10 protein-coding genes are annotated in these 17,672 nt (G+C 56.0%); 5 read left to right on the top strand and 5 right to left on the bottom strand.

Annotation, left to right across the window (positions count from 1 at the left end; genetic code table 11):
- Window positions 1-245: 245 nt before the first annotated feature.
- Both DEIPE_RS23010 and DEIPE_RS08095 read left to right on the top strand, forming a co-directional pair.
- On the top strand, window positions 246-9,956 hold the full coding sequence (locus DEIPE_RS23010) for a PA14 domain-containing protein (protein ID WP_169316596.1): 9,711 nt from the start codon (window positions 246-248) through the stop codon (window positions 9,954-9,956).
- Complete coding sequence (locus DEIPE_RS08095; protein ID WP_015235500.1) at window positions 9,953-10,282, top strand: hypothetical protein; 330 nt, start codon at window positions 9,953-9,955, stop codon at window positions 10,280-10,282. The genes DEIPE_RS23010 and DEIPE_RS08095 overlap by 4 nt, the downstream gene beginning before the upstream one ends.
- A gap of 599 nt (window positions 10,283-10,881) precedes the next feature.
- On the opposite strand, the gene DEIPE_RS08090 is transcribed toward DEIPE_RS08095, so the two are convergent.
- Complete coding sequence (locus tag DEIPE_RS08090; protein ID WP_015235499.1) at window positions 10,882-11,199, bottom strand: hypothetical protein; 318 nt, start codon at window positions 11,197-11,199, stop codon at window positions 10,882-10,884.
- A gap of 108 nt (window positions 11,200-11,307) precedes the next feature.
- Window positions 11,308-12,147, bottom strand: a complete 840-nt coding sequence (locus DEIPE_RS08085) for a hypothetical protein (RefSeq protein ID WP_015235498.1) — start codon at window positions 12,145-12,147, stop codon at window positions 11,308-11,310.
- A gap of 104 nt (window positions 12,148-12,251) precedes the next feature.
- Here DEIPE_RS08085 and DEIPE_RS08080 point away from each other — a divergent pair, with 104 nt between their 5' ends.
- The 3 genes from DEIPE_RS08080 to DEIPE_RS08070 all read left to right on the top strand — a co-directional run bounded on the left by DEIPE_RS08080 (window position 12,252) and on the right by DEIPE_RS08070 (window position 14,176).
- Window positions 12,252-12,575 (top strand): helix-turn-helix domain-containing protein, encoded by a 324-nt coding sequence (locus tag DEIPE_RS08080; protein WP_015235497.1) that lies wholly within the window; start codon window positions 12,252-12,254, stop codon window positions 12,573-12,575.
- A 152-nt stretch (window positions 12,576-12,727) separates the two neighbouring features.
- A complete protein-coding gene (locus tag DEIPE_RS08075; protein ID WP_157448804.1) occupies window positions 12,728-13,309 on the top strand; it encodes a hypothetical protein in 582 nt (193 codons plus the stop codon).
- A 12-nt stretch (window positions 13,310-13,321) separates the two neighbouring features.
- Window positions 13,322-14,176, top strand: coding sequence for an MAP7 domain-containing protein (locus tag DEIPE_RS08070; RefSeq protein ID WP_015235495.1), 855 nt, complete (start codon window positions 13,322-13,324; stop codon window positions 14,174-14,176).
- Between the two features lie 302 nt (window positions 14,177-14,478).
- On the opposite strand, the gene DEIPE_RS08065 is transcribed toward DEIPE_RS08070, so the two are convergent.
- From DEIPE_RS08065 to DEIPE_RS23870, 3 genes are all read right to left on the bottom strand, one after another.
- A complete protein-coding gene (locus DEIPE_RS08065) occupies window positions 14,479-16,374 on the bottom strand; it encodes a hypothetical protein (RefSeq protein WP_015235494.1) in 1,896 nt (631 codons plus the stop codon).
- A 309-nt stretch (window positions 16,375-16,683) separates the two neighbouring features.
- Entirely contained in the window at window positions 16,684-16,920 is a 237-nt protein-coding gene (locus DEIPE_RS08060; RefSeq protein ID WP_015235493.1) for a MerR family transcriptional regulator, read from the bottom strand.
- A gap of 124 nt (window positions 16,921-17,044) precedes the next feature.
- The gene (locus DEIPE_RS23870; RefSeq protein WP_015235492.1) at window positions 17,045-17,374 is read right to left on the bottom strand and encodes a hypothetical protein; all 330 of its coding nucleotides are present in this window, start codon (window positions 17,372-17,374) and stop codon (window positions 17,045-17,047) included.
- Window positions 17,375-17,672 lie beyond the last annotated feature (298 nt).

The raw sequence follows: 17,672 nt of genomic DNA, 5'->3' as shown, positions 1-17,672 counted from the left end.
CTTTGTGCCTGAGAAAAAGTCGACCTTACTTCTGAGAAAGCTGAGCATCACTCTCAGTCTTTCACAAGGGGGCATCTCGAGACTGCTAGTTTGCGGCATGAGACCTGAGTGAATCATGAAAGACTGTGAAGATGACTCATAAACGGAAAACTCCCTCTTCATTTTCTCAAGGAAGACGCGCTCGGAATTGGAGAGCCATATCTCTTGCGGCTCTCTATACCATCAGCAGTAATCTTCCCCTTGGCTTGGCCGCAGCCATGCCCTCATCGTTCAGCCGTCCAGGTGCGGGTGCGTCTCGCCTTCCCCTGCAAGTCACTTCTTTCGACGCGCCTGGATTCGGTGAACTTGCTGACGCCATCAACATCGCCAACGGAAACCTGTACGTGGATGTGGGCGCAGCGTCCCGGAACACGACCCTCCAATCAGGTGATGAGCAACAGGGCCTTTTTGGTAGTCAGTGGAACCTCAAGGAGCGCCTACGACTCGCGGGGTTCCATAATGCGCTGGCGTTGAGTCAAGCTCCTGCTTCCTTCGCGCTGATGAGTGGCGATGGGAGTGCGCGCTCATTCATCAAGATCACACTCGCCGACACAGAATTCACGAGTAAGCCTGACTGGATCAAACGCTACCGCACGCTGAACTCCTCGTCAGGGGTCGTCTTTTACCGCTCTCAGGCCCAAGCCGGCACCATCAATCCCGAAACTTGGCTGGTACTTCTGCGAAGCAACAACTCTACATTTGCTCATCTATACGAACCAGACGGGACGCGGGTTACGTTCAATGACAGCAATGCAGGTGAGTATGCCGACTATATTCAAACACTGCACGAACAATACCGTAGCGCGACTGCAGCCGTCAGTGATACGGAAGGGCGTTCCAGTACCAGTCCAAAAGTTGACCTGACCTACGGTAAATCAGGTCAACTTTCTCAGACTAAAGACGCCTGGGGCCGTATCACCACGTACCTCTGGAACACCAACGATGCCCTTGAGAGTATTCGTTATCAGCCTGACGGGAGCACCAAAGAAGCGAGAAAAGTCAGCTTCGCCTACGCTGGCGATCAACTCACAACAGTGGATTACTACACCACCGATGGCTTTGGCAATCCCTTGAAGCGATCGTACTCATTTGGCTACGGTGCAGCATACACAGCAGGTCCGATAGTACTGCAACGGCTCACGCGCTCGGTCCCACCAGCACCAGGCCAAAGCAGTACCACCGTGACCACAACCTACATTTACGAAAAGAGCCCTCAGGGAACCCCTCGCATCAAAACGGTGATGGTGCCGGGTCTGGAGCCCATCAACTACACGTTCACCACCAGCACTGCAGCCACCGGCCTGAACGCAGAGTACTTTCAAAACAAAGACCTTGCCGGAGTTCCTGTACGCAAGGTGGAACCATTTGCTGAGGGATTCCAGGTCAACTGGGGCTCTGGTGCGCCCGAAGGCATCAGCACCAACGCAACTTCCTGCCGGAGTGCCAGCGTCACCGACTGCTTCAGCAGCCGCTGGACGGGACGGATCACGGCTCCGGCTACCGGAAGCTACACCTTCACCGCGTACAGTGATGATGGATTCCGCGTTTGGGTACGAGGGAAGCTCGTCATTGATCACTGGCAGAATGACTGCTGCGCCGACTACTCCGGAAAAGTCGAGCTTGTTGCCAACCAAGCCTACGATATTACCGTTGAGCATTTTGACGGCCAGGGAGATGCACATTTCCGCTTATCCTGGACCCCACCGGGTGGGTCGAGCCAACTGGTTCCCGCGAGGGTACTAACGCCAGCCACCTCAGGCAATGCTTCCTTCCTCGACGCTGTTAAAGTCATCGTCCAGCAAGGCGATAAACGCTCAGAGTATCAGTACGATCATCTTGGACGTTTGCGCCAGAAGAGCCAGGTGGACAGTAATCCTGCCTTAACGACAAACGGCACCGAACCTTACGAGAAACCAACCAAAACCCTCACTTGGAGATACCGCTATTACGACAGCGGGTATCCAGCAACCGTTGAGGAACCTAGCGGAAGAACAACGCATTATGCTTACGACGCTCGCGGTAACCTCACCCGACGTGCGGTATACATTTCCGATCCGTTCATCGAGGGTTCATTGGTCTACGCGCCAAGCGTGGCCGTTGCTGGAACGCGAAGCAACAACTTGTACGCACCGGCTGAAGACGTCATCTTGAACGCCAAAGTTACCCATGACAGCTTGGACTCCAGTAAACAAGGTGTACTTTGGCGTACGACCCTCGAGCAGACGGATTCAAATCCGTACAACGGAACAGGGGGCGGGCGTGGCTGGGGAGGATGGTGGGCGCCTCAACCTGTGACACCCGGTTACCAGGATGACGCTGGCCGATCCGCTTACCAGATGGCGGCGGCGGCTGATTTCGGTGGCACGAATAATGCCTGGAGCGGCATGATCTCCTACCGTCAACACGGCATTCCGTTGGAGGCTGGCAGGTACCTTGTCTCCTTCAATGCCCGGACAGTTCCCGACAGCGGCCGAGCACAGAACCTGGACGTACTTTATGGGCTGGATAACGCCGTGGGTGCGTGGGCCACGCTCACCCCGAAATGGCAACGCATCGAGCAGGACTTCCTGGTAAAAGAGACCATCAATACTGACCGGATTTTTCAAGCTGGTGAAGGGCTTCTGAATAATCCTGCATGGCAGATTGCCGATATCCATGTGACTTACCTTGGCAAATGGGAAGGCGTTGGCAGTAATTCGGAAATTAGGTTTTCCGCGCCTCGAACCAGCACAACAAGCGCAAATCACATCGACTTCTATAAAGTCTGGGCGGTCAGTAAGGCCGACATGAACCGAGCGTCTGCACCTGTAACGATTCAAGTGCAATCCCCGATTGAACGAATCGACATCTATGGCATTGGCAGAATCAATGTCGCCCCAAGGACAGACGCCAGTGCTCGAACAATTCAGTTTGGTGCCACGGTGAAGGGACGAGATGGTCGAGTGATTCCTAACTCCAAGCTGGTCTGGTCGACATCAGGCGGGACTATCAGCCAGGCCGGACTTTTTACTGCCCCCCCTTGGGAAGATATCAATCCATATGATTCAGTTGGACCAACGAAATCGTGGGTTGTGAGTGTCTGCAGCCAGGAAAATAGCAATATCTGCCAACAAGCTTACGCGAATGTTGGTTACTCCATCCTTGACTGGGTATCGGGCTGGAAGCACGACGGTGAGACATACCGAGACAACAGCTACCTGGGCTACAGAGTTCAGTTCGTCAATCCTACTCCACGGATCAAGGAAGCCTCTTCTGTTCGCTGGACTACGTCCGACTGGCGGTCAAGTATTAGTGGTAACGGATGCGCTTATTTCCCAGAACAAAGCGTTTGGGCGCCTGGCCCTTACGCCACGGACATCCGCGCTCAAAGTGAAACTTATCCTGAGTTGATCACTACACCAACAAAAACTTGGTGGGTGCGTTTCGGTACCCTATCAAACTGCCCTTCTCTCCCAGGTGTATGGCCTATAACCGACTGGAACGTTCGGCCCACCGTACAGAAGTTGTTTCGTTACACTCCATCGATTTACGCATTCGGTACCACCACCAGCCCCTCAAACGAGGAAGTGATTACCAGTGACAACTCGGTGATCGTCCATGAAACGTCATCCGCTATGGTCTCCACAGCGTCGACTGATTCGTCCGGGGCTTATTTTGTTGCTCAGAACAGTACCACCGCTCTTCAACCTGTTTCCCTGAGCTATAGCGCGGCGACTCCGAGTGCACTGATCGGTGACGCGCAGGCAGGATCAGTAAGCACGGCGGCAGTTGAGCAAGAGCCTTCCAGGCTGCTGAAATCTAACTTCAGCGAACTTGAGAACTTCAATTACGATGACAACAACCGACTTGTCTCGCACATCAAACCTAAGTTCGATGTAAATCAGACAACTGTCCAAACTGACGTCAGGGACTCCTTGATATTTCCCGCACATTATCAAGACTGGCGGGAAGTTCACACTTATCAGAACCACAGTGTCACGATCAACGGGCAGACGTTCAATGCCACCAAAACTGACTCAGTCTCGACCCAAGTCGGAGCTTCTGGTGGTCTGGAGGGGCAGTCTTTCACCCCTGGTACCGAACGAAGGACTACCACCCACTCCATCGATACCTTTGGACGCGTTGCGCACGTTGAACTTAAATGGGAAAACAATACCCAATGGCGAAAAATAACTTTTGGGTACCCGGACCCTAGCCTCACTCCTGCCAATGCCATCCTTCCAGGTGTCAACGCTGATGGAAGCGCACGGACAACGACCAGCACGGCCCTTCAGTTCGCCGATTTAGCGCAATCCGAAACAACGAGCACCTCTGACGGGCTTGAAAAGAGACATGAGTTCGTGTACGACGCCTTCGGGTCTGTCGCTCAAGACACCCTCAAGAACGGCATCGCAAGCGATGACGCCACCGTCGCCGGATCGACAGACTTGATCATCTCACGATCCTTCAATGGATTCGGTCAGAAAACCTGGGAGCGAACTTCCCGTCAGGTCGGTGGTGTCGCCAGCCAGCAAGTGTGGTTCTACGCGCCTGGTGGGGAGTTGCTCAGCACCTGGACCGGACGCAACACCAACCAAACCAATTACTCGTACAACAGTAGCGGCCTTCTCGAACAAATGCAGCGGGGCATTGGTACGGGGAGTGGGGCGACCGCAAAAATAACAACGGCGCACCAGACCATCAAATATATGTACGATACGTACGGTCGTGTGAACCTCCAGCAGGAACTCGGCGAGCCCGGAGCAACCGGAGAAACATGGTTCGACGCAACCACGAAATACGATACGCTCGATCGACCAGTCGAAATTACTCTACCTGATGGTGGTAAAACTATCCTCGCTTACGACCATCATGGTGAACTCGGGTACAAATCCACCACCAAACTCACGCAAACGTGGAACCGGAATCCGCTAGGACGGGTCAGATCAGAGACACTTACACCCTCGCACGGAACCGCACTGACAATCGTACATATCTATGACCAGTTCGGTCGATTGTTGAGCTCCACTCCGACCGGAGCTGAGGCGAACAGCATCAGCTCCACGGCCGACCAGGCCACCACCAGCTACCGATATGACACGGAAGGCAACCTACTGGCGACTGTCGGCCCGGCCTTGCGAACCAACACCCTCAATGATGGCGAGGCTTACATCGATAACCGCAGGCCGGGAGTCGCGTATCAGTACGACACACTGAACAGGCGCACTAGCGAAACTACAGCCCTTACCGGAGCAGTCGATTTTGATACTGCCCTCACCGCTGGGCAGGCGCTCGAGGTCATCACCAAATACGACGGGCTGGACCGACCGACTGAGATCATTGACAACAACGGTCAGGGCACTGCAAGTAAGAAAAACTCCGAGGTCAGCCGCACAGGTTACAAGAAAACCACACAGTATGACCTGGCCGGGAACGTCACTGTCGTGATTCAGGATGTTTCACGCTCAGGGGACTTCGGGTACACCACCGGCACGGCTACATTAACGACCCGAACGTACTACGACGCAGCCGGACGCGTCCTGAAGAAAGTGGACGCTGCCAACCATACCCGCAGATGGGAGTACGACCCGCTCGGGAACGTCACTGCCGAATTCGATGAAACCGGAAAAGTCATCAAGGGCTTCGAGTACACCAACGACGGTCTGCTGCAAGGAACTTACGAGCCTGTCATCAATCTGGGCGGATCGACAAGCTTCACCCCTGGCAGCAGTGCCTTCAATCTGACCGAATGGAACGTATATGGTAACCGCCCATACCCCACGACGACATTCAAAGCGACGACAAAAGGCGGTACGGGTACGCTCCAGGCAGATGACCTTCCGGTGAAGTCCACGGGAGGGTCGGCAACTGGAGGCGTGCAGACCTCCTACACCTACGATTACGCTGGACGACCGACAGTTGTGAACACGGCAGGTCGCAGTACTTCAAGAAGCTACGATCACGCTGGTCATCCCACGGTCGTAAGCGACGCTGATGGATTCGTAACGATCAATGAGTACGATCACGCTGGACGAGTCACCAGAGAAGTGCAGGCTGCCCGTTCGACTGTCGTGAATGGCGTCACAAAAACCAATGATGTCGACGATAAAGCTGGACTTTCGCAGGGACTGACCAGCACCTTCAGATACGATGTCTTCGGCAACCTCACGTACAAGCTGCAGCGTGGCCTGATCACCGAATACGCTTACAACAGTCTTGGTAATCCCATTCGTGAGAGTCGTCCGCGAAGCTCTGGAGCGGCGCAATACAAGTACTACGCCTATAACCTTACCGGCATCAAAACAGCCGAAACCACTTTTGATTACCAAGGTGATCTCGTCACCAGAAAACTCGATGCACCTAAGACACGGGATAACTTCCCACTCGTCAGCCGAGGGAGCGTGCAGGTCTTCGAGTTGGATCGCCATGGGAACACCGTGAAACGCGCTGCTCTTGGGGCGAACGGCACCAGATCCTCCGAAGATCACTTCGCTGAGTTTTGGTTCAATGGATTGGATCAACCCGTCAAACGGGAATTCAGTGGCTATGGTGGTCTGGATACGGAAGGAAATCTCGAAGGGTTGTACGTGCAGCAACGCAACTCACTCGGGAAGCCAGAAAGTGACGCCAACACACAACGCATTACGAGCTACGACACGTACTGGACGTATAACAACCGAGCTCTGCTGGAAAGCAAATGGGATACCTACTCAACTGACACGAAAAAAGGGAGTACATATATTTTCCCGGAAGCAGCCAAACGCAATAAATTCACGTACACCTATACCACGACCGGTAAGGAGGCCACGGTCACACGTACCGTAAAAAGCGTCCTCAAAACGCTGTATGACGATCCAGATCTGCTGAATGACGACATGCTCTTGGCAGCCAGCATCGGGATAACCTCAACGCAATACAACGAACGCGGCCTTCCGAGGAGCATCACCGTCAGCGATCAGAGTCCTGCGGGAAGAAACGCGCTCACTGCAGTCACCTACCGGACCACGATCTACGGCTATTACGCGAATGGCGCCAAGAAGACCGCGAGTATCCATAACGTTGATCTCGCGAAAGTTCGAGACAACAACAGGGTCGCCTATACAGACTACAAGTACGATCAACTCGGTCGACAGGTAGCGGTGTTTGATTCGAATGGAACGGACCTTCCCGCACTTCCAGAGTGCAGCAGCACCTCGGGAACGTGGAATGCGAAGTGGCGGCCCGGTTGCACTGCTGACAGCATCGGCACTGGAAGTGCAACCACCACCACAGCCTACGAAGCGAATGGTAAACGTACATCCACGACCACATGGGCCAACGGATTCAGCGCAACGCGCAGCGATACAGCTACCATTGGTGGCCTTCCATACTTCAGTGAGGAAGCACGTTCGGATACCACTCGCGTCATCAAGTCAACTGCGACCTATACCAGCTACCGACCGGACGGTCTCACTGCGCGTACACAACGCACGACGATGAACCACCAGAAGGACGCCGCTAACGGTACGATCAACACCATCACGGAAACCAATACCACGACGTTTCAGTACACGCCCGATCAAGCTGACCCGACATACTACCCGGATCAAGCGGAATACAAGCGCACTGACCGGACGGAATGCAGCAGCACGACCAGCAGTTGCTCGGGTGGGTACACCACCACCAAAGTGAGCAAGTACAACTTGAATGGTGACCTCACCAGCGAAACGTACAGTTACTCCAACGCGAGCGGAACATTTACAAACCGCGCGGGTATGAGCAACTCATTCACGACCACTTATCTTCTCGACGCGCGTGGGAACCGATATGCAGTACAAGACTCCCGAGCTGGACGGGCGAAGTACGATCATGAACCCGAAAACTACAACGCCTACCGAAAGCGTTACGATGCGGATAACCGCGTCGCAGAATTCTACAAGCTCATTCCGAATGCGGACATTAACAACCCACGAGCAACCACTGAAATTGCGCCGCAGAAGGTTCCCCTTGCAGCGTACACGGAGTTCTTTTATGACCCTCAGGGCAGGCAGGTTCTGTCGAGTACCAGTGGTCTGATTCAAAGCGGAAGCGAGCGAAGAACACTCGTCTCCCGGGAAACAAACTCGACCTTTGCGGTTGATGACCGCGTCGTGACGGTACGGAAACGTGAAGGAGCATTTGGTGCCAAGCGCGCCGTTAACGTCCTTGGCGAAGAGTTCTACCAATCTGTCACCACATACTCCACCAACGACGCCTTCAAAGATGAGGCTTATACCCTTGCCGATGGACTCGAGGACTCCCGGCAATGGATCGGTGTAGCACTCTTCAATGTGCCGGCGAGCGGTGTCATGCAACCCTTGGAGGCGCCCGTAGAGCCGGTGTCCTTTACTGTACGTCTGGATCCGGTAAGTATCCTTCCACCCAGTACAACACCAGTAAGTACCCCAGCTCCTGAGGATGTGAAGACTCCTAAGAGCGAGGAAGAAGCTGAAGCACAGACGCTCAGCCAACCTGCGCTGGGTATCACGACACTCCACTTGCAGGCACTTCCCGATCTGAGCAGCGTTGACAAGACGAATACCTCGTCAGCGAGCGGGAAGAAATCGGTTCAGCCGGAGACGGGAAGTGCGACCGATTTAAAGACCACCAGCTTCGGTGTAGCACAAGCGCTCGACGCTCCGGTATCAGCCCTTCCAAGCACCATTCGCAGTGTCAACGTGCAAGCGACGGCCGAGCCTCTCGCCTTAAGCAACAGTCTCCTGCCGAACCCGATTGCAATTACCGAACCGATCCATGCCGGTACACCAGCGGTTGGAACGACACCAGCCGATGGCATACCCAACATCACTCCGCCAGGTACAAGTGACGTCGCGACGCCAACCATCCCGAGTATTACTCAACCAGGCGAAAATCTCATGGCGGTGCGCGCGCCCGTCGGGGTACAGCAGACTAATGTCAAACCACTCGGCATCGTTGTTAACCCATGCAACGAGTCTTGCGGCGAAGACCGGCCTTCAGAAGATGTTGCCGGGAGTGCCGGTGACACTCAGGATGAGCAAAAAGCGCGACTTGGCGACGGCTTCAAAGTAACGGACCCAGCGGAGGTCCTCAAAGCGTTGCTGGAGAATGCAGGCTTCTCAAGCTTGGAAGCTGACCAAATGGCTGGTCGCTTCATGGCAGAAGCCGACTGGATGCCACGCGATGACCTCATGGATATTGTTGTGGGCCTGGCTGATGGCTTTGACTTAGGAGCGCTTGATAAGAGCAGTTTGGGTGGATTGGTCGAAGCCATGACCAGAGCTTCCGAGCGTCCATATAATGCGTGCTCTGGCTTATTCTGTGGAGGATCGACACCAAGCAAGAAAACCTTTTGGGATCGCGTACTTTGGGAACTGGGTATAAGAAACCTACCTGAAAATCCGGAGGAATGGCAGGAGCAGTTGCTGGGATTGGCAGATAATATTAGTCAATACCCTGGAGGTGGGCCTAGTGGTAAAGGCCTGTCACTCTTGGTGGGGAGTAAAGCGGGTGTGCTCCTCATTGGTATGGCAGCGAAAGCTGGGCAATCCGCAAAGATCTTACTTGTAAACGGTACAAAAATTACCATGCATGGCAAGCCATTTCAAAAGGAAGTCGATTTTGTTACAAGCACACTTGCGGGTCTCTATAAAAATGTTGATATTCGGGGACGGGAAGCACCTGGAGCTGACTTGATTCTCGATGGCGTACGCTGGGAGTTGAAAACGCTTGAAGCCGCAACGGTAAATGCTGTCCGACAGAATATCAGAAATGGCATTGATCAAAGTGATAACCTGTTTATTGACGGCCGCAATATTGGACTGACTCTCAAAACTGCTGCAGATGCTGTGGCGGCGCATGTAGGGTCGGGTAGGATGAAGGGACTGCAAGAACTACGAGTATACACTGTTGACGGAATTTATACATGGAGGGCAAAATGAGCGGTGGATTTTATGCAGTATCAAAGAAGATGAAACTTGTACTGAACTTGGGCAAGCTAGTTTGCTATGACGAAGATGGGGAGCCGGTAAAATGGCAGTTCACCGGCTGGATTGACCATTCTACGCGTAATAGAACAACGAATAGTCAGCTCTGGGACGCATTTTCCCACTTTATTGCACATCTGGGTTACCACCACAATGATGAGGCGATAATCGTAGATGAGAGGATGTTAAACAGCATTGTCGGTGACGACGATTTTGATGATTGGCACTATCTTGAATCGATTTCAGAAGTGTTTGAATTACCCACGCTCGACGATCTATAGGTTTCTGTGGGTTTCTGACGCAATGTTCGCAGTGACGCCGTTAAAACTGCTGCTTACTCGCAAGGTAAATTTAAAACACGCTTGCTCCGGCAGGCGTGTTTTCTCTTACTGATCCCTGCTCGTCTCGCTCACGATTTTGGACGGTTTAACCTATTCTCTGGCAGGAGCTAAAGGCCACCCACGAATAGAGCCAAGGCATTCCAATGCACGGCGGCTACGCGAGCAACGCTCCCCAGAAGGGTAGAGACGCATAGTCTGCATCCGAAGTAACCCTGGCCGCAAACACTTGAGCCCAGTGCTCAAAGCCAGCTGGATCGGCTTCAAGGAGGACTGGAGTCAGCTCATTCAGGTTGTGAAACGGAACGGCCGGAATGCCTGGAGGTCCTCCTAAGTGCACTCTGCTACCGGCGCGTCCCTGTCAGGAAGGCCAGGTAGAACAGCAGGTTTGTACTTGTGGGCGCACAGTTTCAAAACAAATGTGGGTCAAAGGACACGCCGAAAAGCGTGTCCTTTGACCTTCACGATGAACGGGTGGAACGGTGGGGCCTGCTGTGCTCAGGGATAGAGCAGGCCACATTGTCGGTGTTGCCCGACCTGAGTCACCACCAGTCCCAGGCGATGGCGCCCCGTTCAGCATCAGGATTGATGCGTTCGAAGCGCACTTCGTCACCGATGAGGGCGGCGTACTCCTGTTCCCGTGCCTGCTGCCGCCACAACTGCTGGTAGCGGCGCTTGTACCGCCGTCCACCGTGACGTGCGAGGACGTTCAGGCTTTTGTACAGCAGCGTCCGTTTGACTGAGGCGAGGGACGGCGTTGCGCCCAGATAGAGTCGACTCCAGACGAAGGACGGTCCGGGGTGTTCACGCTGGTAACGGCGGGCTTTGCGTGCCCGCCAGCGGTCTTTGGTGTAGCCCATGGCCAGGAGCCTCCTTTTACGCTCCTAGCAACGCCCCCACCACCTTTCGCATGACGTCAGCTTGCCCCAATCCCACCGGCGTCACAAGGCCCATGGGGTGCCATGAACTCAGCTCGGTTCCTCTTTTTTCTTGGGGAGCGGGTGGCTGAACGGACTCTCCGGGTACTCCGGGTCGCTGTTCGTGCGGAGCGCCTGGACCTGATGCTGCTCGCGCAGTGAGGCCGTTTCCCGAATGACGCGCAAGTGTCGTTTGGCAGTGTTCACCGCGTCATTGGTGTCCGCGTTCCTCAGGGCCCACAGGCCGAGGTGCATGCTCAGCGCGTCCGCTTCCTCTTCACGAACGTTCTCGTTGGACATCAGTTCGCGCAGCAGGTCGTGTACGATTTGGCGGTCACGCTTTTGCTGAAATTGCGCGCGGACGTGCGACGGCAGGTTCCGCATCGGCACGCCCAGCCCGACGTAAGGGGGTTTGGCTTGCAGGCGCGTCGGGAGGTACCCGGGTGAAGTGCGCCATTGGCGCACTTCACCGTTATTGTGTTGCGCTTCGGCGAGCCGGCGTTGCCGTTCCACTTCCTGCATTTGCAGTTCGGCAATCCGTTTGATACGTGCCAGCAGCAGGGCCTGCATGGCCAATCCGAATTCGGGTTCGATCGAGAGTTGGTCGAGACGGTGGGACCGCATGGCCAGCAGCAGCGCGATCAGGTCGTAGGGGGTGAGACCGGTTTCTGCAGCCCAGCTGCTGAAGTGCTGCTGGATTCGCTCGTGCTGGTCCGGATCGAGTTCGATGGGGTAGAGGGCGCGGAGGATGCTTTGCTGGATGCGGTGTTCCGCGTCATCCGGCAGGGGTTCGTGGCGCCGCAAGAGGCGCTGGGTTTCGAGCGCCTGGTATTCCAGGTCGAGCAGTTCTGCGTTGGTGATCGTGTCGCCGCCGAGGACGGGTTTGCGCATCGGGTGCTCCTTTGGTTGGGAAACGCTTTGCTGGACTTTGTTTTAGCATGCTTTGTAGAAAACTTTCTGTGGTGTTGAGGTGAGGGGGTTCCTACGGTGATGCGGTGCCCACCTCGACACGCGCCGCTGGGACGAACCGCAAACGACCCCGGCATCCCATCGACCATTCCGCCCGGCTGGGTCGGGTGGTGCAGCGCTTACGGGAGGAGCAGGAGATGTCGCAGGAAACACTGGCGGACCTGGCGGGCATCGACCGGACGTACGTGAGCATGCTGGAGCGCGGGTTGCACCGCGTGTCGCTGGAACTCGCGGCAGCAGTGGCGGGCGCGTTCGACTTAACCTTGACGCAGCTGATGGAACGGGTGGACCGTGAGCCAAAAGTGAAAGTCAAGCCGGCTCGTCGGGCTCAGACGAAATCTCCCAGCTGATGTTTGGTTGCCGGAGATGAGGATCGGTGCACCCGGTTTCGGCACAAAAGCAGATCATCCTGTAGACTACTTTCTACATGAAGTGCTCATCTTTGGTTTTGTCTGGCCTTCTCCTGACACTCAGCGCCTGCAGCTCCACCCCCACCGGCAGCGTGACCACGAACGATACCGCCCTCACGCTCAGTGGACGCGTGGTGAACTGGCCCGGTGGTCCCGCCACCCTGGAACTGCGCACCTCGACTGCGGTGCTGGCGCGGGGCACCGTCAGTGAGACGGGCGACGTCAACCTGGTCCTGCCTGACGCCAGCACCATGAGCTCCACCCTTATGCAGGTCGATCCCAGCACGTTTGGCAATTGCACCAGCACCCTCGTGTACAGTGACCTGCAAGCGCGTTGGCGGAACTTCAAGGGAGTCGGTGTGTACCGCAACGGAACGTCCCTCGGCTCGGTTGGGCGTGGGTACGGCCTGACTCGCTTCGACCAGGCCAAACCAGGTGATTACCTGGTGCGCTGGATGTACGTGGACCGCCCCCTCAACGTGGTCGGTACGTACAGTTGCGCTGGCCACAAGGAAACCGTCGACTTGCGCTTCAAGCCGGGCTGGAACGCGTACCTGCAGGAGTACACCACCAACTACAGTGCCAGCGGCGGCTACTACGAGATCCGTACACACAGTGGCAGCGATGCGACCGCCCGCTGGGGCTTCCAAAGCGCACAGGGCGCCGGGCAGTAACTTCTTCCGCGCATGAAGCAGAACGTTTCCACCTCACTGCAGCGCCCTTCCCAAAAAAGCACCTGGCTCGTCCTGACCTTGATCACCATCGGCGGTGCGTACACCTGCTCGCCGGACTACTGGTTGTCCATCGTGCTGCTCATCGCGGCGGGCAGCTTGGGCCTCGTGACGCTGCTGTACGCGCGCGAACGCACCTTGCCGTTGGCCGTGACGGGCGCGTTGACCGCCGCCAGCCTGACCCTCTTCGTGGTGTCGCACGCCCAGGTGCTCGGAGCACGACACCACGCGGAACTCGACCGTCAAGTGGCCGAGCGACAAAGTTTGGAACGCGAACGATTGCGGCAAAGTGCGGAAGCGCAAGGCTTGACGCGCTTGCGGCTGGAGCAGGCCGCCCAGAAGGAACAAGCGGCGCGGCAAGAACAAGCCCGCCAAGCGGCCCTAGCGCAACAAGAGCGGGCGCGGCAAGCCGAGCAAACGCAACGCGCTCGGGCAGAACAGGCCGAGCAGGCGAGACGCCTTCAAGCTGAGCGGGCCCAGGAAGCCCAGCGGCAGCGCGAGGAAGCCCAAAGGCGCGAGCAAGTCAGCGCCGCGCGTGTCGCCGCGGCAACCGTTCCCACGCCCACCACCGTGCCGAACGAGGAGGCCGTTTTTCGGCGGCGCTGCCTGGACGCCATCGCGTCACAACTCGACGTGGAACGCGTGTCGCGCTCGCCGGGTGGAATGCTGTCACCGGAACGCTGGGGGCCGCCACAGGACAACTTGTGGTTTTGGAAGCCGAACGTGCGCCGCTGGGACACGGGCGAAGTCCAGCAGTTCACCTGCCGCACGAGCAATGACCGCGGCTTCGAAGTCTTTCCAGGAATTTAGAAGTAAAAGAAAAGCAATGAAGCTCAGCGGGACGTCTATTCATGCGGACGTCCTGCTGAGCTTTTATCCAGAGGGCCTTGTCGGCCCTCCATGACGACGCACGAGGCTGAGGAAATTCTGTGTCGCTTCACGTGCCTGTGAGGCCTGAACTGTGAGGTGCTTGTACTCTCATACGACTTCCGGTTGAATGAGTACTAACCCATTCAATCCGGGCTGGGCGAGTAGGAAAGGGATACGGGTTCCTGGCGTTGAAGTAAAGTCCGGCGCACTCCCGGACTTTACGGAAACAGACGGAATCTGTATCAGATGCAACTCTTCAACTTGGCGTAGTAACCCTCGTCGAGCAGTTTCTGTTCGTCAGGCTTGAAGTACTTGCGCCAAACCGTTTCGATGGTATCCCCCAGCAGCGTCGCCGCTTGCTGCACATCCTTCACGTGACCGCTCGCGACGATGAATGTCGCTACGCAGTGCCGGATGAGGTGCGGTCGGAAGCGCTGCTCCATCCCCTCCAGTGCGGCATCATCCACGCAGTCCAAGCAGTATTTGTGGCTCATGGGGGTCCAGAGGTACGCCCCTTGCTCATCCTTGAGGGTGGAGAGCATCGGGAACACCAGCGGCGTCGTGCGTTCGAAGTCATCGCCAACGAACAAGCGCAACTGCTCGCGCCACCACTCAATCCACTCGCCCGCCTGCTCAGGCAATTGCAGCTTGTATTCCCGAATGCCACGGCTGTACGAGCCGTTCTTGAGCTCGTCGCCGACGAACTGTACGTGCCAACCGCCGTGCTCGTCCCGCTTCAAGTTCTTGCCCCACCGCATCTCCCGCCAGTTCCGGCCGCGTACGGGCATGTAGATCCCCAAACCGAAGAACACCGCCGAGAATTTTCGTTGAAACAGTTGGCGACTCGACGGTCGACGACCGTCGGTCGTGCGAGGCGTCATTGTCTTGCAGCGTTTGGCCAACTCCGCAAGCTCGAGGGGCGTGCGCAGTGGGATCGACTCAGCCTCCACGTACTGCTGCTTACTCTTGCCCTCGGCCAGCGTGGCTTTCCCTTCCGCAACGAACACGGACCAAGGTGCGTCCGGGTGCTTCGATGTCACGTCAAATTTCGTGTCGAGTTGATCGATTGCTTTGAGGTACCGCGCCACGTTTGCGAGCGCCGAACATGTTGCCCGAAACTGTGCGTATCCGCCTTTGGTGACACGCTCAAAGTACCACGCGCGAAAGCGCAAGAAGCGATCGAAGTCCAGTAGGTCGTGAAGTGTCAAGTGCTGCAGCTTCTCCTCGTTCACGAGGAAGTCCACCACGCGGTTAAGGCGAGTGCGGGTGTTCTCGCACGACACGGGACGCCAGCGGTGCTTGCGGAAGTAACGGTGCCCAGGTCCCGCATAGTTGGAGTCCGTGAACGCACTTCGAAGGCCCTCGAACTCGGCCCACAAGCCGCGCGGCCATTCTTCCGCCCTGAGGCCCTTTTGCCAGCGACCCTTCTCGACTTGGCGCATTTGAAGGGCCGCTTTCGGTGCGACGCCCGGCAAGTTTAACAAAGTGCTCAGGGAGGAATGCACCCGTTTGAGGTCCGAGCGTAAGTTCGACAAGCGCTTGCGGTCCGGCCGACTCAACACCTGATCCTCGCTGAGCCCGAGCCGTCGTCGCATGCCGCGCTCCAGATCATGCCCGATCTCTTCGAAGTCGCGCGCAAGGAAGCTCAAGGACACGCGAGACAAGTCTTCGGTGCCCTTGAAACCCAGGGCCGCGTCAAAGCAAGCCCTTCGGTGGTTGCCGAGGTCGCTCGCTGTTCGGTCCGCATTCGTCTTACTGGCGTCCTTATCATGAGGCGAAGCAAGAAAGATATTCAAACCATCGAGCAGAGTGAGCTGTGTCAGGTCACGCGTCCCGATGAGCTGCAGCGTCATTTCTCGCGTTCGAGCGGAGGAAACATCTTGTGCTTTTTGCCCGGCTTTCAGCGGGGCAGCCATGGCACCCGCGGCGACGAGCCGGGCCTGCACTTCGGCCTTTCGCGCTTGTCGTGTCGTGTGCTCGGAGATCTGACTGCGGCTTGGGTCCTGGGGCGTGAGTGTGGAGGCAATCGAACCACCGGGGTTCACGCTGTCGGTATTTGTTGAGGGTGCAATTGGGGTTTCGTTCGGCGCGGTTTCCAAGTGGTCGAACAAGCTTTGTTGTGCTGAAACCTGGGTCATGACTTCTCCTCAAGTGTGATTACTCGCTCGTGTTCAGGAACAATGCAAGTGGGGATGGCAGGAATTCGGTGACTTCTTCCTGAAAAGGCGCGCAATCGGGCGTTCAGGAAGAAGTTGGAATGTTAACGTGGTAAAAGGACCAAGCTCTTCCTGAAGAAAAGTGGGCAGGGAGCGTCAAGGAGCGTCAGGAACACCGTGCTGCACGAAGGGTCAACAGACCGCATCGTCAAGCAGGCGCAGGAAGCGTCACGGAACGTCATGATGCGTTCCTGAAAACGCGAATAGTGTTCCTGAATGCCGTGCTGGACGCTACTTGCCGGGTTCCTGTTTTTTACCTGGTTTGACGCGGATGGCCAGCAGTGACGCCGTCAAAATGCGGGGAGACGCGCCCACGTAAGTGACCTGCAGCTCACCGCGATCGATCATGCGGTCAATGGTGCTGACGCTCGTTTTGGTGATCCGCGCTGCCTGTTGCCGCGTGACGAGCAGTTCTGGCCAGGCGTACGTTTCAGCTTCGCTGACTTGCGAAATGTCATGGTTTTGCATTGCTTCCCCACGGTCGGCAGCCGACCACAGTATTCTTTGGTGTGGTCGTACATGCCGTGGCGCTTTTCAGCGCGTGTCATCGATGATTACGTTGATGGTTGTCGGTACAACTACGGACGCTTCATCAGTGTTGTGGTGGGGCGCAAACCTGAACAGCAGGGTGAAGAATTCGCAGTCGACTGAAGGGAAGAAAAATGCACTCACGGCGATTTTTCTCGGATTTCCCGAGAAAAGCAGAGAGCTTAAGTCTCGCTTCCATTTTCCTGTCTTGCATCGCGGCAAATTGTGTAAAGACCTGCCGGCGGGCCAGAATTCGACTGAGGCGAAGTGAGGCGTTTAGACGTTTCAAGTTCGGCACTTTTGAAAACAAGCGAAACGCTTGCTCGCAATCGTATTCAATGCGATCGTTAATCGAGTCGCGCGCCTGTTTTTTGTAAAATGCTGCTTTCGACATAAACACCTCCTTCGCTTACCTGCCTGTTCGGCTGTATCTTGAATGTACGAGCTGGACTCGAAGAATACAAGGGCTATCAGTTTCTCGGCTTCTCGAGTAAACGAGCTGTCCAGCAGAAATCCTGGATCAATATACGCAATAGCGTATCCGCCGGGTTTCTGCAAGTCAAAACCTGCCCGGAGTTAATGCCGGGGAGCTACGACTACTCAAAAACCGGCTTTGCAACGCGGTTTTTGCAATTAAGTGCCTACACCACCCACGAAGCTTTGAAATTTCAGTACACTGCGAATGTTCAGTC

Source organism: Deinococcus peraridilitoris DSM 19664, from assembly GCF_000317835.1.
GTDB lineage: Bacteria > Deinococcota > Deinococci > Deinococcales > Deinococcaceae > Deinococcus_A > Deinococcus_A peraridilitoris.
Note: the sequence above shows the minus strand (reverse complement) of the source record. Positions and strands in the feature narration are given on the sequence as shown.

Excerpts from the sequence above, each read along its gene's own strand:
- DEIPE_RS08095 (WP_015235500.1), top strand. The coding sequence starts at position 9,953 with ATGAGCGGTGGATTTTATGCAGTATCAAAGAAGATGAAACTTGTACTG.
- DEIPE_RS08090 (WP_015235499.1), bottom strand. The coding sequence starts at position 11,199 with ATGGGCTACACCAAAGACCGCTGGCGGGCACGCAAAGCCCGCCGTTAC.
- DEIPE_RS08085 (WP_015235498.1), bottom strand. The coding sequence starts at position 12,147 with ATGCGCAAACCCGTCCTCGGCGGCGACACGATCACCAACGCAGAACTG.
- DEIPE_RS08070 (WP_015235495.1), top strand. The coding sequence starts at position 13,322 with ATGAAGCAGAACGTTTCCACCTCACTGCAGCGCCCTTCCCAAAAAAGC.
- DEIPE_RS08065 (WP_015235494.1), bottom strand. The coding sequence starts at position 16,374 with ATGACCCAGGTTTCAGCACAACAAAGCTTGTTCGACCACTTGGAAACC.
- DEIPE_RS08060 (WP_015235493.1), bottom strand. The coding sequence starts at position 16,920 with ATGCAAAACCATGACATTTCGCAAGTCAGCGAAGCTGAAACGTACGCC.
- DEIPE_RS23870 (WP_015235492.1), bottom strand. The coding sequence starts at position 17,374 with ATGTCGAAAGCAGCATTTTACAAAAAACAGGCGCGCGACTCGATTAAC.